General features: G+C 69.0%; 23 protein-coding genes. 18 read left to right on the top strand and 5 right to left on the bottom strand.

What is annotated here, in order from left to right:
* The first annotated feature begins 372 nt into the window (after window positions 1-372).
* Both ACIP60_RS32825 and ACIP60_RS32830 read left to right on the top strand, forming a co-directional pair.
* Window positions 373-924 carry a hypothetical protein gene (locus ACIP60_RS32825; RefSeq protein WP_400691624.1) on the top strand — a complete coding sequence of 184 codons (552 nt, stop codon included), beginning with the start codon at window positions 373-375 and terminating at the stop codon, window positions 922-924.
* Window positions 921-3116 carry a relaxase/mobilization nuclease domain-containing protein gene (locus tag ACIP60_RS32830; RefSeq protein WP_400691627.1) on the top strand — a complete coding sequence of 732 codons (2196 nt, stop codon included), beginning with the start codon at window positions 921-923 and terminating at the stop codon, window positions 3114-3116. Before ACIP60_RS32825 ends, ACIP60_RS32830 begins: the two co-directional genes overlap by 4 nt.
* Before the next feature lie 508 nt (window positions 3117-3624).
* Here the strand turns inward: ACIP60_RS32830 and ACIP60_RS32835 are convergent.
* A complete protein-coding gene (locus tag ACIP60_RS32835) occupies window positions 3625-4551 on the bottom strand; it encodes an SUMF1/EgtB/PvdO family nonheme iron enzyme (RefSeq protein WP_400691631.1) in 927 nt (308 codons plus the stop codon).
* A gap of 53 nt (window positions 4552-4604) precedes the next feature.
* Complete coding sequence (locus ACIP60_RS32840) at window positions 4605-5378, bottom strand: aminotransferase class IV family protein (RefSeq protein WP_400691634.1); 774 nt, start codon at window positions 5376-5378, stop codon at window positions 4605-4607.
* A 375-nt stretch (window positions 5379-5753) separates the two neighbouring features.
* On the opposite strand from ACIP60_RS32840, the gene ACIP60_RS32845 reads away from it, so the two are divergent.
* From ACIP60_RS32845 to ACIP60_RS32890, 10 genes are all read left to right on the top strand, one after another.
* Entirely contained in the window at window positions 5754-6188 is a 435-nt protein-coding gene (locus ACIP60_RS32845; protein ID WP_400691637.1) for an NUDIX domain-containing protein, read from the top strand.
* 32 nt (window positions 6189-6220) lie between these two features.
* Window positions 6221-8107, top strand: coding sequence for a radical SAM protein (locus ACIP60_RS32850; RefSeq protein ID WP_400691640.1), 1887 nt, complete (start codon window positions 6221-6223; stop codon window positions 8105-8107).
* Window positions 8104-8736 carry a hypothetical protein gene (locus ACIP60_RS32855; protein WP_400691643.1) on the top strand — a complete coding sequence of 211 codons (633 nt, stop codon included), beginning with the start codon at window positions 8104-8106 and terminating at the stop codon, window positions 8734-8736. Before ACIP60_RS32850 ends, ACIP60_RS32855 begins: the two co-directional genes overlap by 4 nt.
* On the top strand, window positions 8733-9464 hold the full coding sequence (locus ACIP60_RS32860) for a hypothetical protein (RefSeq protein WP_400691646.1): 732 nt from the start codon (window positions 8733-8735) through the stop codon (window positions 9462-9464). Before ACIP60_RS32855 ends, ACIP60_RS32860 begins: the two co-directional genes overlap by 4 nt.
* A complete protein-coding gene (locus ACIP60_RS32865; RefSeq protein ID WP_400691649.1) occupies window positions 9461-10111 on the top strand; it encodes an AAA family ATPase in 651 nt (216 codons plus the stop codon). Before ACIP60_RS32860 ends, ACIP60_RS32865 begins: the two co-directional genes overlap by 4 nt.
* The gene (locus tag ACIP60_RS32870) at window positions 10108-10974 is read left to right on the top strand and encodes a protein kinase (RefSeq protein WP_400691651.1); all 867 of its coding nucleotides are present in this window, start codon (window positions 10108-10110) and stop codon (window positions 10972-10974) included. The genes ACIP60_RS32865 and ACIP60_RS32870 overlap by 4 nt, the downstream gene beginning before the upstream one ends.
* Window positions 10975-11084: 110 nt before the next feature.
* Window positions 11085-11222, top strand: a complete 138-nt coding sequence (locus ACIP60_RS32875) for a hypothetical protein (protein WP_400691654.1) — start codon at window positions 11085-11087, stop codon at window positions 11220-11222.
* 115 nt (window positions 11223-11337) lie between these two features.
* A complete protein-coding gene (locus ACIP60_RS32880; protein ID WP_400691657.1) occupies window positions 11338-12240 on the top strand; it encodes an aKG-HExxH-type peptide beta-hydroxylase in 903 nt (300 codons plus the stop codon).
* Window positions 12237-13541, top strand: coding sequence for a serine hydrolase domain-containing protein (locus tag ACIP60_RS32885; protein WP_400691659.1), 1305 nt, complete (start codon window positions 12237-12239; stop codon window positions 13539-13541). Before ACIP60_RS32880 ends, ACIP60_RS32885 begins: the two co-directional genes overlap by 4 nt.
* A 108-nt stretch (window positions 13542-13649) precedes the next feature.
* Window positions 13650-14012 carry a hypothetical protein gene (locus tag ACIP60_RS32890; protein WP_400691662.1) on the top strand — a complete coding sequence of 121 codons (363 nt, stop codon included), beginning with the start codon at window positions 13650-13652 and terminating at the stop codon, window positions 14010-14012.
* 124 nt (window positions 14013-14136) lie between these two features.
* Here the strand turns inward: ACIP60_RS32890 and ACIP60_RS32895 are convergent, their stop codons facing one another.
* Both ACIP60_RS32895 and ACIP60_RS32900 read right to left on the bottom strand, forming a co-directional pair.
* Complete coding sequence (locus ACIP60_RS32895) at window positions 14137-14766, bottom strand: hypothetical protein (protein ID WP_400691665.1); 630 nt, start codon at window positions 14764-14766, stop codon at window positions 14137-14139.
* Between the two features lie 89 nt (window positions 14767-14855).
* On the bottom strand, window positions 14856-15731 hold the full coding sequence (locus tag ACIP60_RS32900; protein ID WP_400691668.1) for an abortive infection family protein: 876 nt from the start codon (window positions 15729-15731) through the stop codon (window positions 14856-14858).
* 217 nt (window positions 15732-15948) lie between these two features.
* Between ACIP60_RS32900 and ACIP60_RS32905 the strand changes: the two genes are divergently transcribed.
* The 6 genes from ACIP60_RS32905 (at window position 15949) to ACIP60_RS32930 (ending at window position 22549) form a co-directional block, all read left to right on the top strand.
* Window positions 15949-16482, top strand: a complete 534-nt coding sequence (locus ACIP60_RS32905; protein WP_400691671.1) for a hypothetical protein — start codon at window positions 15949-15951, stop codon at window positions 16480-16482.
* A gap of 27 nt (window positions 16483-16509) precedes the next feature.
* Complete coding sequence (locus ACIP60_RS32910) at window positions 16510-16983, top strand: NUDIX domain-containing protein (protein WP_400691674.1); 474 nt, start codon at window positions 16510-16512, stop codon at window positions 16981-16983.
* Between the two features lie 163 nt (window positions 16984-17146).
* A complete protein-coding gene (locus ACIP60_RS32915) occupies window positions 17147-18097 on the top strand; it encodes a hypothetical protein (protein WP_400691677.1) in 951 nt (316 codons plus the stop codon).
* 218 nt (window positions 18098-18315) lie between these two features.
* Window positions 18316-20016 (top strand): hypothetical protein, encoded by a 1701-nt coding sequence (locus tag ACIP60_RS32920; protein ID WP_400691680.1) that lies wholly within the window; start codon window positions 18316-18318, stop codon window positions 20014-20016.
* A complete protein-coding gene (locus ACIP60_RS32925; protein WP_400691797.1) occupies window positions 20016-20969 on the top strand; it encodes an HNH endonuclease in 954 nt (317 codons plus the stop codon). The genes ACIP60_RS32920 and ACIP60_RS32925 overlap by 1 nt, the downstream gene beginning before the upstream one ends.
* 128 nt (window positions 20970-21097) lie before the next feature.
* Window positions 21098-22549 (top strand): DNA phosphorothioation-associated putative methyltransferase, encoded by a 1452-nt coding sequence (locus ACIP60_RS32930; protein ID WP_400691682.1) that lies wholly within the window; start codon window positions 21098-21100, stop codon window positions 22547-22549.
* Here ACIP60_RS32930 and dndA read toward each other — a convergent pair.
* A complete protein-coding gene (gene dndA, locus ACIP60_RS32935) occupies window positions 22534-23673 on the bottom strand; it encodes a cysteine desulfurase DndA (RefSeq protein ID WP_400691684.1) in 1140 nt (379 codons plus the stop codon). The genes ACIP60_RS32930 and dndA overlap by 16 nt on opposite strands.
* Window positions 23674-23678: the final 5 nt, after the last annotated feature.

Here is a 23678-nt window from a genome sequence, read left to right on the forward strand (position 1 = left end):
GCACACGCGGTCGGCAGAAGTCCACCGCCCCGGTCACCGCACCCGGCAGAACTCGCCTGCGCCGCCGACCACCTCTCCTGCGCGCCGGTCCACGCCCGGCTCGTTCTACTTGGCACGCCGTCCATGCCTGCGAAGTCCAGCGCGGCCGAACCGGCACCTGCCCGGAAGCCTCCCACCCTCACCGCCACCAGAAGCATCCCCGTGAACACCACCCGCCAGCCCTTCAACGACCAGCACGGCAGCCCTGTAAGCTCCCTTGGCCGCAACGGAGTTGACCCCCTCCAGGCCAACAGCGGAGCAAGCGAGTGCGTCCGGACCCCTGATCGGGGTCCGGACGCGGACGCCCACGCCCAGGAGGGCGCGGACGAGGCGGTGCTGCCGGGCGCGGGGGCGCGCTCGACAACACCGGAGGAGCACCGCGAGGGCGCGGCACTCCTGGAGAAGCCCACCGTCGCCTACGAGCCGTCACCTACCGATGTAGCGCTCAGTGCTGACCGTGCCGACGCCCATCGTTCGCCGAAGCGCCGTCGCCGTGACGACGAGAATCCGAGGCTCGCCAAGGTCTCCTTCCGCGTCAGCTCCGAGACGAAGCGGGAGATCGAGCGGTGGGCCGCCTCCGAGAACCTGACCGTCGCGCACTACCTCGCCCGCAAGGCCCTCACCGACGCAGGCCTGGGGCCGGGTGGTCGAGACGTGAGCTTGGACGAGGCGATCGACGAGCTGCGGCTGGTGCGGCGCCAGTCCGCCGGCGCGGCCAGCAACCTCAACCAGCTCGCCCGCGAGTACAACTCGGGCATCGACCTGCGGCCCGCCGACGTCCGGGACGCCGCCGACGCCGTCCGTGCCGCGTTCGACGCGGGACGCCTGGTCATCGCGGAGGTCGACCGGGTGGCGATGGAGCTGGCGAAGGCGAAGCGCCGTTGATCAGCAAGGCCGTCCACGGCAGCAACACCCTCGGCGCGCTCCGCTACCTGTACGGGCCGGGCCGGGCGAACGAGCACACCGACCCGCATCTCGTCGCGTCCTGGGACGGTTTCGTCCCCGACCCCGGCCGTGACCCGCACTCCACTCTCGCGCAGCTCCGCGATGCCCTCGACCTGCACGTCGTCCAGTACGGCCGCAAGATCAAGAGCCACGTCTACCACCGTATGGTCCGTGCCGACCCGACCGACCGGATCCTCACCGACGACGACTGGGCCGCCGTCGCCCGCCGCGTCGTGGCCGCCGCCGGCATCGCCCCCGACGGCGACCCGGACGCCTGTCGCTGGATCGCCGTCCGCCACGCTGACGACCACATCCACATCCTCGCCACCACCGTCCGTGCCGACCTGACCCAGGCCCGCCTGCGCGGCGACCAGTACCGCGTCGAAGCCGAACTCACCACGATAGAAAGGCAGCACGGGCTCAAGAGCCTCGCCGACACCCGCACCCGCGCCTACCGGGCCGCGGTCCCCAAACGCGCCACCGGCGCGGAGCTGCGCAAGGCCCAGCGCCAGGGCAAGGAGACCAGCGACCGCGACCGGCTGCGCACCTCCGTGCGCCGTGCCTTGGCCGGGGCCGCGAGCGAGGAGGAGTTCGCCGCCGGCCTCGCCGCCCAGGGTGTGCTGTTGGGCGTGCGGCGGGCGCCGTCCGGGGACGTGACCGGCTACAAGTTCGCCCTCGCCGCTGGCGACGGCACCGGGCCGGTGTGGTTCTCGGGGAGCAAGCTCGCCGCCGACCTCACCCGCCCGCAGATCCACGCCCGCTTCGTTACTGGCACCGACCTGCCCACCACCAGCTCACCGGTCGCGGCCCGGTACCGGGCCAGCGCAACTGTCGACCACGCCGTCCGCATCCTCGACGACGCCCCGGACGCCGTCCAGGTCGCCGCCGTGGTCAGCGGCGGCATCGAAGCCCTCGACGCCCTCGCCCTCACCAGCCCCGTCCTGTCCCGCAAGGAGATCAACCACGCCGCCCGTGCCCTCGAATACACCGCTGTCTCCCGCACCCGCGCCTCCCGAGCCGACCTGCGCGCGATGCGCTCCGCCGCCCGCGAACTCCTCTACACCGGCCCCACCGGCGGCCGAGGCGAAGAGGGCGCGGCCGCCGCCACGATCCTGTCCAGCCTGATCCTCCTCACTGTCCTCGTAGCCAAGTGGCATGCAGTCCAAGGCCACCGGCACCAGGCCGACGCCGCCCGCACCACGGCCGACCACCTGCGCACCGCCTACGGCAGGCACGCCGGACGACCGATCGCCCACCTCTCCCTCGAAGGCGAACGCCTACCCGGGGAAGTCCGGGACCGGCAGGCGGCAGCGCTCCGCCACGCGCTACCGGCCGACCAAGCCGCGCGGGTGCTCGCCGACAAGGACGGCTGGGCAGCCCTCGCCGCCACCCTCGCCGAAGCCGAAGCAGCCGGCCACGACCCCAACACCCTGCTCGCCCACGCCACCGGGCGGCGCGAACTCGCCAGCGCCGACTCCGCCGCCGCGGTGCTCACCTGGCGCATCCGCCGCGACACCGCCCTCCCCGCCCCCGGACGAGCGGTCACGCCCGAGGACCGCCGCACGAACGCGGCACTGTCCAGGAGCGCCACCGGCCGCACCACCACTCCACCTACCCCAACACACCAGCCCCACAGCTCTCCTGGCACCTCGGGAACCGCCCCCACCCCGACAGCCGCACTCCCACCCACCACCTCACAGCCGGCCCCCCCACCGGCGCTGACCCCTCCCGTAAGGAGCTTCACCACCTTGGCCCAGTCCGACTACCGCACCGACGTCATGGACCTGCTGTTCGACGCGGACTTCAAGTACCGCCCCGACACCAATACCTGGTCCCACAGCGACGGCCGCCCCTTCACCAGGAAGGAGCAGGCCACCGTCCTCGGCGCCACCCGGGAGGAGTGCGAAACGTTCTGCTGGCTGCGGGACCGCAAGATCGAACGCGACCGCGAGATAGCTGACGCCACCCAGGCCGTCATCGCCCTCCTGCACCGGTACTTCGCCGTGCTCCCGGCGGACAGCACGGCCGCCGTCGCCGCCGCCGTCATGACCGAGCAAGACCGCACCGAGTACGAGCGCCTGCTCGACATCGTCGCCCCGGACGGCTGGCTCTTCGCACCCAGCGAGGAGTGACCTTCACCGGCACCCTGGCCCGTCAACTCCATGGCCAGGGTGTCGATGTGATGTCTTCAGCGGCGGTCGGGAACTTCCCGACCGCCGCACGTCTTGTGCTCCCTTGCACCACACCACCGTGTCGGAAGGGACCGCATGACCGACTACGAACCCGACTTCCACAACCCTGAGCCCCAGCACCCCGTCGTCCGCGTCGTCCCTCACCCCGCCGAACTCGACGCCCGCGGCATCCCCATCACCTGCGCCCACTGCCACGCCCGCCGCGACTGGCTCCTGCTCAACGTCCTCCACCAGGTCTTCGTCCGCTGGCGCTGCGCGCACGAGTGGGAGGAACCCGACCTCACCCGCGCCTACTTCGACCAGCACTTCACTGAACCCGAACACGAGTGGGAGAACTTCGACGACGCCATGACGGCTCTGGGATTCGACGCCTGCTCGCCGGCACCACGTGGAATTAACGGGTACACAGGTCGGCGCCCCGCACAGTCGCCACCGCAAGAGCCTCGGCTCAGCCCGGCGCGCCGTCCACGAAACAACATCGGAAGCCGGTGTCGTCGTCGAGCATGGTCGTGTCGGCGTCGTTGAAGGCGGACGGCGTCGCCCGGGCGAAGGGGCTGGTGAACGCGCCGGCCTTCAGCTCGCGCCGTCCCGGTTCGGATTCGTCCGCGCACCACTCCCAGGTGTTGCCGCACAGGTCGTAGACGCCGTACGCGCTGACCCCGCTGTGGAAGCGACTGACCGGGGTCGTCCGGCCGATACCGCCCTCCCGGCTGTTGCACTTGGCCGGGGTCGGCTGATCACCCCAGGGGTACACGTCACCCCGGGGCCCGCGGGCAGCCTTCTCCCACTGGTGACTGGTCGGCAGCAGCTTGCCCGCCCAGAGTGCGTACGCGGCGGCGTCGTGCCAGGTGACGAACACGACGGGATGGTCGAACAGCGCGTCCGGGCACTTCCCCTTCGGCCAGTGGCGCGGAGCCGGGTGGCCGGTGGCCGCGACGAAGCGGGAGAAGTCCGAGTTCGTGACCGGGAAGACGTCGATGTAGAAGTCCGGCAGCCAGATCGGCGTCTTCTCGGGGCCGGCGAGGAACACCCCGGCTTCGACGAGCGCCATTCGCTTACCGTCGCCGGGGTGCCTGATCTGGTGCTGCCGGGGCAGGGCGTGTTCGCTCTCCGTGGGTTGGTCGGAGAGGACGACGGCCGAGGCGCCGGTCAGGCGCACGAAGCGCTCGTGGACCTCGGGGCCGGACGCCGCGAGCGACGTGTCCAGTGCGGCCTGGTTGACCGGCCTGGGCGTGATGTCGGCGCCCCGCGCCTCCCACTTCGACACCATGCGGTCGCTGATGCCGAGGTGGCAGGCGAACGCCTCGATGCTCATCCGCTTCGCCTGCCGAAGCGCCTTGACCTCGGCTCCGGTCCACACCTCTACGGTCGCCAACGCGGCCCCTCCACCCCACCCCTTCGCGTCCGGCGTCCCCTCGCCGGAGCCAACTAGAGTAGATCGAGCGGGAGTTCCGTGTACTCCTTTCGGAGTTCTTCGATCACGGGGTGTGTGTCCGGGAAGGCTGTGCCGTCCACCGCGCTGATCGCCCGGACACCGATGCCGATGTTGGTGGCGAAAGCGGCGTCGAAGCCGGCGAGATCGCGGAGCCGGACGGTCGCGGTCGACGACGGGTGGGCCTGGCGCAGCAACTCCATCGTGGTGCCGACCAGGCACTCGGCGTCCGACCAGACGACCTGGTCCCCCCTGATGAAGCCGACGTTCCAGGTGCCGCCCTCGGAGATCACCGACTCTGCGTCGGTGAAGAGCGCGTCGTCGAAGCCGGCCCGCTGGGCGTCACGGCGGTGGTGGAGCGAGGCGAAGAGGCCGACGCTCTTCACGGCCGGCAGGTCACGGGTGTAGACCACGGACTGAACGCGCATGGCAGGGAGGGGCAGCGGTCCGGCAGGACGGGTGGTCACCAGTACGTGCGGGTGGGCGTCGTTGCCGACGTGCCCGAGGTCGAGGGCGGGATCGAAGACCGTCACCCGGACCACGCAGTCCCCGGAGGACGGTACGGCGCGGCGGGCGAAGTCCCGGACGCGGTCGAGGTCGAGGTCGGTGTCGAAGACGGCGCGGCAGTCACGGGCCAGGCGCGCCAGGTGGAGGGCGAGGCCGCGCACGCGGCCGCTCTCGACACGGATCGAGGTGAAGTGCCCGTAGTTCGTCAGGGCAAGGGCCTGGAGGTGGTCCAGGCTGATCGGGCTTCCGTTCAGTTCCGCCATGGCGCCAAGCATGGCACCGGCCACCGAGGGGCGAGGCACGGTTCCGGCTGGCAGGGGGCCGAAGTTCGGTGAAAGTTCAGGGTCGGGGCAGTGCCAGGACGTACCGGCATGGTCACCATCAGCGCCAGCCTAGTCGCACAACGTGTTGTTCGCGGTGGGCGGTTCGAGGTCTGCACTTGTCGAACGAGGGGTCGATCGCTCTGCCCGCAACAGTCAGATTTCCCCCGGAGCGGTCAGAAGAAAGCGATTTGACGAATACTCAGCGGACTTAAACTCGTGGGTTCCCAGCTCGGCCTCATCGGCCGGGCCCAGGGATTGGAGCCGCGGTCCCGTGAGCTCCCAACGATCATTCCCAACCACGTGGAGGTTGTTCCGATGCCCGAGAAGGTCACCAAGGAGAAGGTTCTCGTCTACGTCGTGCGCGACGGGCGGCTGCTGGTGTTCCGGCACACCGACTACTCCTACGAGGAGGTCGGCATCCAGGTCCCAGCCGGCAGCATCCGCCCCGGCGAGACCCCGGAGGCCGCCGCGCTGCGCGAGGCCCGGGAGGAGACCGGCCTGAACGACTTCAAGATCGTGCGCAAGCTCGGCGAGACCGAGTACGACATCAGCCCGTACCGGTTCGAGATCCAGCGGCGGCACGTCTTCCAGCTGGAGCTCACCGAGCCCACCGAGGAGCGGTGGATGAGCCAGGAGGACCACGACGGCGAGCAGGAGCCCACCCACTTCGAGTGCTTCTGGATTCCGCTGGAGGCCGCGCACATCCTCCAGTCCGGCCAGGGCGCCCTGCTGGGACGCCTGTCCGACTAATCCACCCGGTCACGGCAGCAGGGAGGCAGCCGATGCACCGCACCACCGAACAGCACCACCCGATCGACCGGCTCTACCGGAGCCTTCAGCCCGAGGACACCAGTACGGCGGTGTCGGTGATCGTCAAGCTGCGCGGGGAGACCTGTGACGTCGACTGCCTCTACTGCTACGAGAAGCGCAAGGAGGTTCCCGGCGGAGCCCGGGTCGGCGCCGACCAGGTCGGGCAGCTGGCCCGGATCTTCCGGGGCCGTCCGCTCGCCGTTGAGCTCCACGGCGGGGAGCCGCTGACCGCCGGCCGCGACGCGATCTCCGATGTCCTGCGCGAACTCGCCGCCCAGCCGCAGGTGGTGCGCGTGTCGATGCAGACCAACGGCGTCCAGCTCGACGCCGCGTGGCTCGACCTTTTCGACGAGCTCTGCCCGCAGCTGCAGATCGGCGTTTCCCTCGACGGCGACGCCGAGGGCAACGCGTGGCGCATCGGCTATGACGGCCGGCCCGTCTACCCGCGCGTCGCGGCTGCCCTTCAGCTGCTGGGCGAGCGGGGCCGCAAGGTCGGCGTCATCGCCGCCGTGACCCCGGCCGTGCTGGGCCGGGCCGAGCAGGTGCTGGACCATCTGGCCGGCTTCACCGCGGTCAACGCGGTCAGCTTCGTCCCCTGCTTCGACACCGCCATCCGCCGCCCGACCACGGCCAAGACCCGTCGCGTCCCGGCCAGCCGCCTGCTCCAGCAGGCCGCCCTTACCGGGGAGGGCGGGCCGGCGTGGGCGATCCACCCGAACGAGTACGCTCAGTTCGTACTCGCCGTCACCGCCCACTGGATCGGCGCCGGGCACTTCACCCGGATCAAGCTAGAGCCGGCCGTCTCCACGATCCGGCGTCTGCGCGGGTTGGGCAGCGGCTTCTGCCACTTCTCCGACCTCAAGTGCGACCACGTCTTCACCCTCTACCCGGACAACCGGTTCGGCAGTTGCGACGAACTGCCGTGGCCTCAGGCCCGCCTGGGCCGGCTCGACGAGATCACCGGCCAGGACGAGGTGGTCCGCCTCCAGCAGGGCAACCTGCTGCTGGACCAGGGCAAGGCGCTGATGGCCAAGTGCGCGGGCTGCGACTACCGCAGCACCTGCGGTGGCGGCTGCATCGCCACCCGCTGGCGCCAGGACCCGGCCGTGGACGACGACGCCTACTGCGACCACCGGATGCGCCTGGTCGACGGCATCGCCGCACTCCTCGCCCAGCCCGCCCACCCCGAGGGCGCCTGGTGCCAGATGCTTCGCTGGCACCCCCGCAGCCCGAACAGCATGCGCGACGTGAACGCCTTCACCGCCCGCTGGGACGACCCCGCTGCTTTCCGCGCCGAGGTGCGGCTGCACGCCAGCGAGCACGGCAACATCAACACCGTCGGCCTGCCCGGCGTCCACGAGGCCGACGACCTCGACCCCGCCCACCCGAAGTGGCGCGAGGCGATCGAAGCGCGCGTCTGGCCACTGGTCGACGTCCTCACCACCGGCTGGGGTCTGATCACCTACGACAGCTGCCAGGGCCACCCGTACGGCGGCCTGGACCTGGACCCGGCCGAACTGCGGGTCGGTCTGCTGCCGCGTGACCGCGCCGAGTACGCCCGCACCGCCGCGGCCTTGTGCCGCGCGGCCACCGCCGTCGCCTCCGCGCTGCCCGCCGGATTCGAGGTCCGCGTTGCCCGCTCCGAGCTGACCTGCGAGACCTCCGGCGCCACCGTCCCGGTGCTCGACCTCAGCCTCCACCCGGACCACCACCAGGACTGGGACGCCTACTTCGCCGGCCTCGACGCCGCCGCCAGTGCCCTGGCCACGGCACTGGAGGTCGAGCGCCCGGCGGGCACCGCGTGCTCCTGCCCGCTGCCGGCCCCGGCCGGTGCCGCGTCCACGGCGGTGGCTGGATGAAGCCCGGCGACGAGGTGGCCGTTCACCAACTCCTCGGCCGGATCGTCTACTTCCACGCGCTGTTCGTTGAACCCGTCCTCGTCCCGCCCCCGGCCGCCACCGTCGGCGAGATGTGCTGCAACCACCGCAGCCCGGTGCGGACGGTGCGGCCGGACACGGGCGGGCTACTGGCAGGCACCGCGTGGGCGGTCCTCGACGAGGTCGCCACCACCCTCGGCACCAGCGTCGGGCGGTGTCCCTCGCACGGGGCCACCTGCTGTGCGACGTGCCGCGTCGCGGACTCGGCCGCCGCCGTCGCGGAGGCGTGGCTGGCCGCCGAACACCGCGCCTACCGGCGGCCTGAACCCCACGGCCCGATGCGGCAGGCGTGCCGGGAGGCCGCCGCTGCCCGGCTGACCCGCGTCTTCGTATACCAGCACCACGCACCATGCCCCGCGGCCCACGTCGGCGAGAAGGCCGGTGCCTGGCTGCTACCCGGCACGGACGAGTTGCCGCTGACCGGCGAACTCCTCGCCCTGTGGCGCGACCCGCTGGCCGTCGGCGGCAGCCCGGTCGTCAGCTGGCTCAACCACTGCACCGACTTTGACGACATCCGCCGCGTCCTCGACACCAGGAGGCCCACACCGTGATCCACATAGCCGAGACCGTCGGCGTCGGCAGCATCGAGAACTTCCTCGACCCCACCGAGCGGCTCGACCTCACCACCCTGATGGACGACGTCCTGGCCGCCGCCGACGCCATCCGCTTCGGCGACGAGCGCCGAACCTCCATCCACGAGATCCCCGGCCACAGCCACGAGCAGGCGATGGCCGTCTACGAACCCGCCGGACGCATCGAGATCCTCGGCATCCCCGCCGAGGCGGAGAAGATCCTCCAGGATGCGTTCGACCGCGCCCGCCCGGCTCTGGCCAGGGTCATGCCCTCCATCACCGTCTGCCGCCCGTGGACGTACGTCGAGTATGGCGCGGGGCAGCACATCACCAGCCACCTCGACGGTATCGCGCCCGACCCGCTCGCCTGGCCCCGCCAGATCGCCGGCATCAGCGTCGTCATCATGGCGGCCGACGCCGGAGGTGACTTCTACGTCGAGACCGCCTCCAGCGACCGGCTCTGGTACCGCCAGGCCCCCGACCCGGCCGCCAACGGCTACGCCGAGGGCATGTGGCTGGCCCACGACGGCGCCGACAACTCCGCAGCCTGGTTCCAGCAGATGCCCCGCACCCGCTGGTCCGTCGATCCCGCACCGGGCACCGCGCTGCTCTACGGCTCCCAACTCGCCCACGGCACCCTGCCAGTGACCGCCGGACGGTGTGCGAAGTTCATCAGCTGGCTCGCCGCCGACGAACCGGCGAGGTGACCGCCGTGCTCATGGCCCTGGAAGGCTTACCCGGCGCCGGCAAGAGCACCCTGCGAGACCGGCTCCTCGCCGACGCCCGCACCGGCGGCGTCGTGCTCGACCACACCGGCCAGTTCTCCTGGCTCTCCCTCGCCGCCACCCGCACCCTGGTGCGGCTGCGGGCCGGCGAACCGGCCGCCGACCCGGAGGAAGCCGTCGAAGCGGCCTGCTGGGACCTCGCACTCCACGCCCGCTTCAACCTCGCCCCCGCGCTCGCCCGCGGCCCGGTGGTCGCCGACCGGCTCAGCCTGTCCACCGCCTGCCTGCTCGCCCTGGTCCACCGGCGCCCGGTCGCCGAGTACGTCGAGTGCCTCGCCCAACAACACCGGGCCCGCCCGCAGTTGACCGTCCTGCTGACCACCGAGCCCGACCTGTGCCAGGCCCGCCTCGCCGGCCGCGAGAGCGCCCCACGCTTCACCGACCGCCCCGAGGCCGCCGCCCGTCTCGCCGACCTCTACCCGCAGGCCGCCACCGCCTGGACCCGCTGCACCGGCCTGGAGGTCTGGCAGCGGCCGTGCACCACCAAGGACGACCTCGACCAACTGGCCGCCGACTGCCTCGCCCATCTGACCGCCACCACCCGTCCGCCTGAAGAAGCGAGCCGATGAACCTGAACCCCCTTCACCCCGCCGCCTGGGTCCTCGACCAACTCCGCACGGACGGCTGGCAGGTGAGCGAGCTGCTCGCCTTCACCCGCGCCAGCACCCTGGTCACCGCCCACCGCGACGGCCGGCAGCCTGTCGTGCTGAAGGCCGGCTTCGGCTCCAACCACGTCCTGGCCGAACTCCCCGCCGACCAGCGAAGCGCCGCCTACGGCTTCTACTGGTACGCGCAGATGACCGACGCCGAACGCGCCTTGGCCCGCGAGGACTTCCGCCACGAGGCCGACCTCACCCAGGCCGCCGACGGCACCGACCACGTCGTCCCCCTGCTGGCGTGCGGCACCGGCGAGCGGTTCGACTGGTACACCATGCCGCTGTGCGACGGCGGCAACTTCCGCACCCTCATGGCCTCGGGCAAGGACACCGACGAGGGCCTGGACATCCTCGCCGACGTCGCCGAGGGCCTGAGCGCCCTGCACCAGCGCGGCATCGTCCACCGCGACGTCTACCAGGAGAACATCCTCATCCACGGCGGCCGCGGCCTGATCACCGACCTCGGCGCCGCCCGCCGCCTGGCCACCCCGCGCGGCCCCGAGCACCGCGGACCCGAGGTTCACTGGCCGCCCGAGTACCTCACCGGCTACCACCAGGCCGGCCCGTCCGCCGACGTGTTCAGCCTCGCCGTCCTGATCTACCGCTACCTGTGCGCGGACATCCCCCGCCTCGGCGGCCACGCCAACCTCGCCCTCATCCCCGCCGTGCTGCGGACCCTGGTCGTCGCAGCCCTCTCCGAGCAGGCCGACGACCGCCCCGCCATGAGCGACCTCGCCGCCGCTCTCCGCACCGTCGCCCGCACCGTCCAGCACTGACCGGGAGGCCGCCGTGACCCGGGCGCGAGCACCGCCCGGTGCCCGAGCACGCACCACCGCAGCGGGCACGCAACAGCACCATCCGATTCGCTCAGAAGGAGAAGGACCCCATGGACAACGACCGCATCTCCGAGTTCCTCGCCGACGTCGAGGACCTGCGCGGCGAGGACGAGACCGTCCGCACCACCGCCCACACCTCCAGCGTCTCCGCCGAGGGCTGGCCGACCGCCGAGGGCGACATCGCCTGAACACCCCTGACCGCTCGGCGCGCTGAACGCCGGAGGTAATCAACCTGGGGCCGGACCCGACCGCGGCGGGCCCGGCCCCAGGCCGCCCCTTTTGCACCTGGTTAGGAGCCCGCACGTGGACACCCCCGGCCTCTTCGACTTCCCGCCGACCAGCCGCCTGCACGACGAGCGCGCCGCCAAGATCCACACGATCCTCAGCCCCGGGACCCCGCCCCGGCCCACGGGCCTCGGCCCCGCCGCCGACTACAGCCTGGCCCACCACGCCCTCGAAGGCGCTGAAGCCGCGGCCCGCTCGGGCGAGCGGACCGCCTTCGACTGGTACACCGCCAACCCGCACGCCGCCGCCGACTCCACCCCCACCGTGCTCGGTCCGCGCGTCGTCGTCGCCCCCGACCTCACCGACCTGCCCCGCTCCCCGATCTCGGACACCCCGTACTACGTGATCGGGCCCGGCACCGAACCCGCGCCGATCGCGCTGCGGACCCTGGCGGCCGGCGCGTTCATCACCGCCGCCGACACCGGCTTCGGCACCCTGCTGGCCGCGCACGCCGTCGTGGTCGTCCTGCTGCGGACCAAGCAGCTCGGCCAGACCCTCGACAGCTGGACCATCACCCGCCTGCCCGGCACCGTCTTCCTCGACCACGTCGGCGACCCCGTCGTGCTGGCCCGCGACTTCATCCACGAGGCCGGCCACAACTGGCTGAACGACGCCCTCACCGCCACCGGCAGCAAGATCGACGACCAGGCCGCCTTCTACTCCCCGTGGAAGCAGAGCGTGCGGCCCGCCTTCGGCTTCCTGCACGCCTGCTGGGCCTTCCCACTCACCATGCTGTACACCGCCCGCGTCCTGGAGCACACCGACGGCGACGTGCGGCACTTCCTGACCGCCTACCTCGACCGGCAGCGCGACCTCCTCGCCGCCAGCGCCGCCGACCACCCGCGCGCCCTCCACCTCATCCGCGACGAGGGCCTGCGCGAGCGCCTCGCCGCCGTCCACCGCCAGGCGCTCACCCTGTGACCGCCGACCGCCCCACCGCCCCGGGCCTGTCCCTGCTCGTCCGTCTCCCCGGCCGGGAACCGGCGCTCTGGCACACCGGCCTGGCCAGCGTCGAGCACCAGGTCCCGATCGGGCCGGACACCGCCTTCAACACCGGCTCCGTCGCCAAGCAGATCACCGCTCACCTCGTCCTGCTCGCGGCCCGCGACAACCTGATCCACCTCCACCAGAGCGCCGCCGACCTGCTGCCCAAACTGAAGCCCGCTGACGTGACCGTTGCCGAGCTGATCACCCACACCTCCGGCCTGCGCGACGCCGAAACCCTGCTCGGCCTCGCCGGCCTGCGCGACCTCGACCACTACACCGCAGCCGACCTGCGGACTCTTGCCTACCGGCAGCGCGAACGCGCCGTCCCGGCAGGGCAGTTCCTCTACAGCAACACGAACTACCTCCTGCTGGTCGAACTCCTGGAGACCGTCCACCGCACCGACCTGGCCGACCTCGCCCGCCGCCAGATCTTCGACCCGCTCGGCATGCACGCCACCGGCTTCCAGAGCGACCCCCGCCAGGTCGTCCCCGGTGCCGCAGCCGCCTACCGACCCTCCGACAACGGCTGGCAGCACACCCAACCCCCCGCCGCCCTGCCCGGCCCCGGCAGCCTGTTCACCACCGCAGGCGACCTCGACCGCTGGCTCGGCCACCTCCACCAGCAGTGGCAGCACGACGGCGCCTCGCTGCCCTGGCAGGAGGCGCTCGGCTACCGCACGGCCGACCGCGAGCCGTATCTGTACGGCCCCGGCTTGTACGCCGCCCCCCGCCCCGGCAATACCGCCGTCTTCCACTACGGCCACGAACACGGCTTCTCCGCCGCCACCCACCTCACCCGCGACGGCCTACGGATCGTCAGCCTCTCCAACAACACCGACCTGGCCTCCGACCACGCTGCAGCCGCTGTGCTCCGCGCGCTGGACCAGCACCCTGGCCAGGACCTGGACGAGCTGCTGCCCCTGGCGGCCGAACACGCGCGACGGACGGTCCAGACCGCCGCAGTCCACAGCAAGGACGACGACGGCTGGCCTCACCATGAAGTCGGCCGTTTCACCTGCGACCAGGTCCCGGGAGCCCTGCGGCTCACCCGCACTGGCGACACCCTCCACCTGTGGCGCCGCGGAACTCCGGACCGTCTCACCCCGGCCGGACCGGCCACCTGGGCGGGCAACGGCTACAGCCTCACCCTGCCCGGTGACACGGGCGATATCGAGGGCTTCACCCTCGACCTCGACCGGGCACCCCACCTGGCCTACGTCCGGCAGCCGTCCTGACCGTGCCGCCGGCAGCCGACTTGCCTCGGCCAGCCTGCTCCGGCGCCATCCCCGCTGGGCCCGACCGTCCTGGTCGCCACCATGCGGCCACCTACCGGAGACCTCCAAGTGCTCGACGTAGACGTGCTCGTGATCCCCGGCATTGCCGAGTTCGCCCGTGGCGGCCTGCCCGCGCCCGCGCGAACGAACGACGGCAACCCCTGGGTGGACGGGATCTGCTGGCTGTACTGCGGCCAGCGGTGGACCCGCGTCCTGTGGATCGGCCCGGCAACCGTCGCGGGAATGAACGCGCCCATGTTCGCCTGCGGTCCCTGCATCGCCGAACTCCAGGAACGGGTTTGGACTTCCGTCCTCCTCGGCGACGAACCGGCCACGCCCATCACGCACATCGAACCGGACGACATCGAACCGGCTGACCAGCCGCCGCGGGGCAGACACCGGCGGCGTCCCAGACTGCCGTGGCGAGCGTGAGAAGTCTGTATCGACTGCTGGATCGGACAGCCCAGGCAGACCGATTGATCACACGATCGCGTACTCCACGAAACTCGGGGCAGCTCATGAGAACACCACGGCAACGACGAGGGGCCCTGTTGCGTTACTGCCGCTCCCACCACCGCGGTGGTGGGAGCGGCAGTTGGTCGAAGAGGAAGTCCCAGTCGCGCCGGGTGAGGGCGATCGCGGGGATGCCGATGGGCTCCCAGTCCGGCACGGTCGCGTCGGGCAGGCGCGGGTGGTCGAGCTCCAGGACGGCGGCCCACTCGAAGGCGTCTCCCGCCACGGTCAGCGTGCGGCCCCGGCCGTTGACCATCTGGGCCGCCGCGAGGTTGAGGGTGCGCACGGTCCACTTCGCCTGCCGCATGCCCTTGCCGACGACCTTGTTGATCCACGCCCGCTCGGCCTCGTCGGGTTTGGGGGCGACGGTGCGGCACTTCACCTGGACGATCAAGCCGCGCCGACCGGTGAGAATGACGCGGTCACCGAGCTCACGTCGGCCGGAGCCCTTCTCGGCCATCGACGGATGGAAGACGAAGTCGGGCAGCCCCCAGATCGCCGCAGCCGCATGGGTCGCCAGTTCCGCGCTCTTGCCCGGGTCGGTGTCGGGCGGCAGGGGCAGCGCGTCGGATATGCGGCGGATGGAGGCACCGGCCGGGGTCTCCATGACCAGGGTGACCTCGGCGCCGCCGTTCACCGGGTGCCACGTCGTTCGAGGCTGCGGGTCGTCCATGGGGCCATTGGACACCGAGGCGACGACATCGGGCGGAGCCGAGGCGGCGTTGGGTATCGGTGCCCTAGTGTCAGGCCCGACGGACGCGGTCACGACCCGGCATGCCCTGGCTGCGGGGGAGGCGCGGAAGCGGTCTGACGCCAGGGGGCGGCGGGGTCGCGGAGGGTGTCGAGCATCAGTTCGCACCAGGTGATCGCCGCGTTGGCCGCAAGGTGCGCGTGCCGCACGCCTAGACCGGCCGGGGCACTGGCCTGGCCGTGGCCGCGGTTGCGCAGCTCGGCGATCCCGATCGCGATGGCTGCCGCCCCACCGAGGATCTTCTTGACCGCGTCGGTGCCGTCCGGGCCGGGGATGGCGGAGGAGGCGTCCATAGCGAGGGCTTTCTGGGCCTGCTTGATCAGGACGGGCATCTTGGCGTTCTCATCGATGGGCAGGCCGCGTTCGCGCAGGATTGTCTTGGCGGTGGCCTCGATCAGCTGCTTGGCGCTGCCGATGGCACCGGCCGGGTCGTCGGAGAGGTCGCGGTGGACGCGGTCGAGCTCGACGAGGATGCCCGAAGGGTCGCGGAGACCGCTGAGGTCGTGGGTGCGAGCCGGTGGCTTGTTCCAGAGGATCCGGCCCCGTTCGTCAACTCTCAGGCCGTCCCGCCCCAGCGGGACGGTGAGGTCCTCCAGCCACTTGCCCTGCCACTCCTCACGCCGGGCGACCCGCATCAGGTCCTCGAAGACCAACAGCGCCCGTTCCACGTGGCCGCGGTCGCTCCAGTCGACCGTCTGAGCGTAGGACTGGAACGAGGAGCGTCGTGCTCCTGTGTCCTGGTAGTTCAGCTCGTCCGGGGCGACGGGCGCGAAGCCCTGCCCTTCCCAAGCCACTGCGATGTCCCGGAGGTTGATGCCGGTGCAGTGCGATCGGAAGGCGACCCGGGTGGCAGGGCTGATCAGCTCGGACCTGGTGGTTGCGGCCATGAAGGGACGGTACTCCCCTGCTCCGCATGGCGGTTGGGGATTTTCCGGGACCGAAACAGAGCCGCTGCACGGGTGCTGATCACGCTGTGATCGAGCGGATCTGTTCGACGGCGGTGCGACCGACGCCGATCAAGGTGGCGGAGGCGGGGACGGTCCACTCGCCGTAGCCGACTGCCTGCTCACCAACGGGCGCCTTACCGCTGCCCGCGACCTGGTCGTGGACTCCGCGACCTACCTGGAGGCCGGCCTCGACGACGCCTCCCCGACCTACCTCTCGATCTACGGCGCCCTCTTCCTGGTCGGGTCGATGGCCGCCGCCAGGACCGAGGACCGCAGCACCGTCCGCGAGTTCCTCGCCGAGGTGAACAGGGCCGCGCAGCGCCTCGGCCACGACGCCAATCACATGTGGACGGCCTTCAGCCCCACCAACGTGGCCATCCACCGGATCTCGACCGCGATGGAACTCGGCGACATCCAGATCGCCGCCGACCAGGGCCCCCGCGTGGACTCCTCGACCCTCCCGCTCGAACGCCGCGTCCGGCACATGCTCGAAATCGCCCGCACCTACAGCGCGCAGAACCGCATGGACGAGGCGCTCGCCCTCGTCCTGGACGCCGAGGAACTCGCCCCCGAGCAAGTCCGCTACCACTTCATCCCGCGACACCTCGTCACCGCCTGGGTCCGCCAACAGCGAGGCAAGCCGAGCCACTTGCTCGTCGGCGTCGCCCAACGGCTCAGCATCGTCGCCTGACCGCAGCGGACGACTACAGTCGTTGCCATGAGCGACTCCCCGCCTGAAGAGGTCGTGGCCCAACCCCGCACCGCCGCTGGCGTCCTCTTCTTCGACGAGGACGACCGCGTCCTGCTCGTGAAGCCGACCTACAAGCCCGGCTGGGAGATCCCCGGCGGCTACCTGCACCCCGGGGAGACCCCGAGCGAGGGCGCCGCCCGAGAGGTCAGGGAGGAACTCGGCATCACCCCGCCGATCGGCCGCCTCCTCGTCGCCGACTGGGCACCGCACCCCGCCGAGGGCGACAAGCTCCTCTTCGTCTTCGACGGCGGGATCCTCCCGGCCGACGAACTCGACCACGTCACCGTCGACCAGGTGGAGATCGGCGAGTACGCCTTCCACACCACCGACCAGCTCGACGAAGTCCTCATCCCGCGCCTGGCCCGCCGCGTCCACGCCGCCTGCGCCGCGAGGGCACAGTCCGAGACGGCATACCTGGAACACGGGGCCACCCGCTCCTGACGGAGCGTCGTGCTCCTCGGCGAGTGAACGTGATCAAGACCGCTCGCATGAACACGCCTTGCTTGCCTGGGCGTTGTGCTACGTTCCGTGGTCAAACCGAAAACAGGCGACCCCGGCGGTGGTGGAACACCCCGGGGTCCGGCACCAGGAGCTGTAACTCCCGATGCGTGTTCATCGTAGCGCCCACGCGCGCCACTACACCGTGCTGCCCAACGCCATGCTGCAGTACCGGCAGCTCTCCTACACCGCCCGCGGCCTGCTCGCGGACCTCCTCTCCCGCCCCGACGGCTGGCGTGAGGACGGCCAGCACATGGCCGACACCAGCCCCCAGGGACGCGGTGCGATCCGCAAGGCCCTCAAGGAGCTGACCGACGCCGGCTTCTACCGGGTCGAGAAGATCCGGATGCCCGACGGCAGAATCGTCAGCGAGGCCCACGTCTACGACACCCCGCAGCTCCCGTTGCCACCGGGTGCCACCCGTCCGGCCGCCGGTGAACCGGCCACCGGCGTCTCTGACGCCCTTTCAAAGAACCGGTACAAAGAACCCTCCCGCCCCACCGGCCCCGTGAGCAGCGGGACGACCGCCGACGAGGCGACCGAGCCGCCGGGAGGGCGGGAGGAGGTCCGCCAGGAAACCGGGGACGCCCCCGTACTGCCGGACGAGCAGGTCCGCGAGGCGGTCGACACCCTGTTCCGGGCGATCCGCCCCGAACCCCGCCTCCACCTCGGCGAGGCCGAAGCCCGCACGCTCGCGCCCCTGGTCGCCCAATGGCTGGAGCGCGGCGCGACCCACACCGACCTCACCCGCGCCCTGCTCCCTGGCCTGCCCGTCCCCCTCCACTCACCGACCGGCGTGCTCCGCAACCGACTTGAGCGCAAGATGCCGCCTGTCCAGGCCCCCGTGCGCCCGCAAGCGGCCTGGTACGCCGAGTGCGCCAAGTGCCACGACCCGGTGCCCCGCCCCGGCATCTGTCGCCCCTGCGCGGGCCTCGCACCCCGAACCAGTGAGGTCGGCGGTAGAGCTGTCGTGGCAACGGCAGGAGCTGCCCGTGTCCGAGCTGCCCTGCGCGCCGCAATGACCGGCGCGGGGAGCCAAGCGCGTACCACTGTCTGACGGACGTGGATCAACGCACAGCGGGGTGGTCCGGCTAGGGTCGGTGGTATGCGTCCGGCCACCGTGATCCTCCCGATCCCCACCGATGAGCTGAGGGGCAGAACCCGCGCTCGTGTGCTCGACCAACGACGACGTAACACACGAAACTCTCCCAACCGTGGTCGGGGCACTGTAACTTTGTGGGCACGCACGATCATGATCCCGCTGGAGGGGCCCGCGTGAACGCCAAGATCACCACGTATGAGTACCCGGCGTACCGGACGCAGCAGACGCCATCGGGGAAGCCGTTGGTGCTCTTTGCTGCGCGGGCGACCGAGATCTCTGACTGGGTGGGTGTACCTCAGCGCAGTCGTCTCCAGGACGAGCAGACCATCGGGTTCCAGCGTCAGGAGAGCAAGACGCGGATCCGCGAGCTCTCAAGCTTCTATCATGACGAGCGCAATGTTGTGCAGAACCCGCTTCTCGCGGCACCCCAGGGCCTGGATCTGGTTGAATTTGTCCCGCAAGATGGACATCCCCAGTTCGGCACGTTGCGAATCACGAGCCGTGACTTCAGTGGTGATTCGTTGCTCGACCTCATGCAGCAAGTCGTACAGCGACTGGAGCTGCGCGTTCCAAGCCTCGCAGAGATGCCCCTCGATCAGGCTCGCATGGCGTCAATAATGGAGCGGGGGCGCCTCGAGCACGGTCTTGAGGATTCCGTCGAGGTGGACGAAGAGGAAGACGTTGATGAGAACAATGCCGCAGGTGTCGACGACACTGATGCCGCCAGCGTTCTATTGACGGACGAAACCCATATTACCGACTTCTACACCGAGCTCAGGGGTCGAATTAAGGTACTCGAAGCCCTCGACGACAGCGCCAAACCCGAGCGCATTCTTGGCTTCGATCGAACCGCCATGATCAGCTATCTCAAGCCGGCCATGCTCGTCGATGGACAGCACCGGCTTAAGGGTGCAGTACTTGCGGCTGAATTGTTGACGGAGAGCGACGCAGGGAAGGAATACCTTCTCAAGTCGGCGGAGTTGGGCATGGATCCGGACCAGGCCAGTTCATCCTTCATCGCCGAGCACGTCCGGCAGCTTCCGGTGTCGATGCTTATGGATGACAGCCCGAGCGAGCATGTCTTCCAGTTTGTTGTGGTGAATCAGAAGGCCACTCCGCTAAACAAGGCGCTCCTTGGGACCATTGTCTCAACCAGTCTCAGTAAGGAGGAGTTGGAGCCGGTCGCGCAACGGCTGAAGAACGCGGACATCAAGCTTGACGACTCTCAAGCTATTGCCTATCTGACGCGATCGGACGAAAGTCCGTTCAAGAACCTGGTCCAGACGGGCATCTCTGGAGACCAGAATACCTCTCTCCAATGGTCTGTCCTCACGGGGCTTGTCAACATCTTCCGGAAGTTGTCCGGCGGAAAGCTCTATGGCGAAAAGCTTGACTGGGCGCGAATCTGGGCGAAGCATCATCTCGAAGACAGCGCTTTCGTGGCGCAGTGTGAGACGCAGGAAGAGCGGCTTGCCGAGTGGGGTCGTGCCGACGGTCCATGGCGTGACGTATTTGTTCGCTTCTACTCCAATATTAGGGATAAGTTCGGCTCGCCCGACATGGAAGCCTCCAACGCATGGGGAAATTCGCAGCGCAACCTTTTCAACAAGGTGAGCCTGACGATTCTGGCGGCCGACTATTTCGAGTACCTGCGGTCCCAGAAGAAGACACTGAGCAGTATCGGCGACGTTGATGCCACGATGGAGTCGTGGCTCGAGGAAGTAAGCTCTTCCTACTTCAACCGGAACTGGAATGTCGCAAAGAAGGACGTTCCCGCGGTTCGCAATCGTTGGGCCAAGCTCTGGGTCGACTATCGCAAGAACCCGGAGTCGCTTCCGAAGGAAAGCCAGTACAACCCCGTCAGTGGGGCGTGATGCAGCCTCAGCAGGTCGCGGGCTTCATCGCCGAGATCCAGAAGGCGCTTGCAAGTAACTGGTCGGATGAGCGCCTCAAGGCGCTCTCGGACCGCACCGTTCCCGAGGAAGTTTCTGGACAGCACGGCTGGCTGTTGCGGGGAGACCTGTCCACGGTATGGGGGCGCTGGTTTATCGAGAGCCTTGTAGACCTCGCACCGTTCGAGCTTGACAGCAATCTCAACATCGGTCACGTGCATGCGCAGGTTCTGGCGCACTTCAACCAGGCCAGCCCTCACTCTCCGAAGGATGAACGCGACAAGTACGCCAGAATTCTGACGGATTTTGCATGGCAGCTGGTGCAGGCCAGGCGCGACCGCAAACGTCTGACGATAACTGCTGCCATGCGCGACGAGCTGTGGGCGCAGGCGCAGCCGGATCCGCGCTGCTATCTGTGCGGATATCAATTTGGATCTGCAGCTCGAAGTAAATTCCTGGGCGAGTCCGGGGACCTGCCAGTTGTTCCGAGCTTGGTGGATTTCACTAGGCCTCGCACGCGGCCGGCTCACGCCTGCATCGAGGTTGATCATGTCACTCCGGTTGCCCAGGGCGGAAAGACGGAGGTCTTCAACCTACGTCTGGCCTGCGGCTGGTGCAATTCGGTAAAGAATAGATACACAAATATCTATGATGCGATCCCGTGGGCCTTGGGAATAGTTGCACTCCCTGAGCTGGGAGCTGTCACGCAGCCCCAGGCCCTGTGGGTGCTGCGGACGGTGGCTACACGCCGACGCTGCGAGTCTCCTGACGGCTGTGCGGCTCGAATCGACGATTCCGAGCTCTTCGCTGCCCCTAGGAATGCAAAGGGTGCAATGACTCCGGTGAACGTGGGCGTCTATTGTCAGGCACACGATCCTTGGGCGGTGGCTCGCTGGATCGGGCCGCAGCGGCTGGCGGACGCTCTCATAAGGTGAGGCCGTCTGGCGTCTGCCACAGTACTGGCTCCGCCTTCGGGGAGAGCTCGATCTCCGGGGTGCGGCCGGTCTAGAAGGCGCGCGGTGTGCAGGATGTGGGCCAGGTCCTCACCTGGCGGGGAGGGGCTGTGGGAGAACCGGGATGGGCGAGCGAGCGGCATCGCACCGCTATCGCACGGTCCTGCCTTTCGGTGCCGGCTCGTCAGGCATTCATTGACGGTCAACTGTATCCGGATCGAAAGATCCTGGACTTCGGATGTGGCCGTGGCGATGACGTGCGAGCACTGAAACGTCTGGATTGTCAGATCACTGGGTGGGATCCACATTTCCAACCGCATGCCCAGAAATGTCCTGCTGACGTTGTTCTCATGACCTATGTCTTGAACGTGATCGAGGACCCGGCGGAGAGGAGGGAAACGCTCCGAACAGCGTGGGCGCTGGCGAGAACTGTGCTGATCGTGTCGGCGCGCCTGACGTGGGAGCGTTCCAAGGTCCATGGCGACCGTGCAGCGGACGGAGTACTCACAAGTCGGGGCACGTTCCAGCACCTGTTCGCCACTCACGAGCTTCGCCAACTCGTTGAGGATGTCACCGGATCGCGCTGCGTGGCCGCGGCACCCGGGATCATTTACGCATTCAGGGACGAAGCTGCCCGACTCAGTTACCTTGCAAAGCGGATCGCTCCGCAGCTGACCTGGGCAGTGTCCCACGAGGCAGACGGCGCCATCAAGGCATTGGTGGAATACGTCGAAAGCCGTGGCCGGGCGCCACGGCTGGAAGAAGCGCCACGACCGATCGCGGAAATTATCGCCCAGCTTAATCCGTCGGCTATGCGGAAACTTCTCCGTGAAACCGCCCGCCAGGAGCTGGTCGATGCTTCTGCTCGCCGATCCACCCTGGACACCCTGCTGTTCCTGGCGCTTGAACTGTTTAACGGAAGGGGCCCCTTCGCGAGCCTTCCACTATCTGTCCAGTTGGATATTCGAGCCTTCTTCTCCTCCTATAGGGAGGCGTGCAATCGAGCTGATCGCCTGCTTCTCAAGCTACGTGATGACTCGTACGTGAGAGGCGCTATGTCCGCCTCCAGGGCTGGCAAGCTGACGCCGACGGCGCTGTACGTTCACAAGCGCTCCCTGGACATGATGCCGACAGTCCTTCGGCTCTACGAGCATTGCGCTGCGATCGCGGCGGGACGCCCTGAACAGTGGACGCTCGTCAAGCTCAAGCACGATGGGCGCGCGGCGAGCTGGCTGCACTACCCCGACTTCGACTCCGATCCGCATCCGCGGATCTGCAGTGACTACCAGGTCGACCTGCGCTCGCTCAAGACTTCTCATCGTTCATATGAGGGATCGACAAACCGCCCTCTACTACATCGCAAGCACGAATTCCTTGCCCCGGATGATCCGCATGCTGCACGTTACCGACGTCTGACGGACGCCGAGGTGAGAGCCGGCCTCTACGCCAAGCCACACCTGATCGGGACGGAGGCTGGCTGGGAGGCCGAGCTCGCCCGCTGTGGCTGGCACCTGAAAGGGCATCGCCTAGTCAAGCGGAGACCAGATCAGGCTTCCGGTTGAAGCTTGAGCACCTCAGCCACAACAGCTTCGACGTCGAGGCCCTTCAGCTGGTTGGGCAGCCAGGACAGTCGCAGCCCGTTCCTTGCCGTGTGCTCGCGAAGGCCCATTGCCGTCAAGACGTGGCTGGGCGTGTACGAGGCGCTTGTGCAGGCTGAGCCTGTCGCCACTGCCACCTGGTCCTGCAGCGCAACGATGAGTGCCTCAGCATCCAGATCGGCGAAGGAAACGTTCAGGATGTGCGGAACCGAATGGGCAGGGTCGCCGTTGATCGTAAAGCGAGTCTGTGCGAGCGCGGCGAGGAGGACCTCCCGGATCCGTTCTGACTCCTTCTTCCACTGCGCGTGCTCACTGTGGAAGATCCGGGAGGCTTCGGCGAGCCCTACGATCAAGGGCACAGGAAGAGTGCCTGGCCGTAGCTTCCGCTCCTGGCCGCCGCCGAACATGATGGGCTCAAGGGGGACCTTGTTCCAGCCGCGGCGGCGTAGTACGAGCGCCCCGACACCCTTCGGCGCACCGATCTTGTGACCGCTGATGCTGATCATGTCGATGGGGGCCTTGAGGTCCTCGGCCACCTTCGCGTAGCCCTGGGCGGCATCGACGTGAAGATAAGTAGGTGTCTTCTGGAGCTCGCGGGCCAGATCCGCGACGGGCTGGATGACGCCGGTCTCGTTGTTCACGTGCATGAGTGAGACGAGCAGAGTCTCCGGCCGCAGACGCTCACGTACGGATTCGAGGGAGACCCTGCCACTGGGGTCCGGCTTGATGAACTCGACCTCGAAGCCGCGAGAGGCCAGGTGTTCGAGAGGCTCAATAACGGCCTTGTGCTCGATGGCTGACGCAATGATGTGACGTCGACCACTTTTCTCCCCGAACGGGGCAAGGCCGAGGATCGCGATGTTGTTGGACTCGGTGGCTCCGCTGGTGAAGATGAGCTCTTCTGGCTTGGCGGCTACCGTCCTTGCGAGGTACTCGCGAGCTTGCGCCACCGCGCGCTTGGCGCGCGTGCCGTACTCGTGGGTCCGACTCCCGGCGTTGCCGAACTCCTCGGTCATCCAGTGGAGCACCACCTGCGCGACACGCGGGTCGACGGGGGTGGTTGCCGCCGCGTCCAGGTACGTCGCCATCAGCA

Origin of the sequence: Kitasatospora sp. NPDC088783 (assembly GCF_044750705.1) — a bacterium.
Lineage (GTDB): Bacteria > Actinomycetota > Actinomycetes > Streptomycetales > Streptomycetaceae > Kitasatospora > Kitasatospora fiedleri.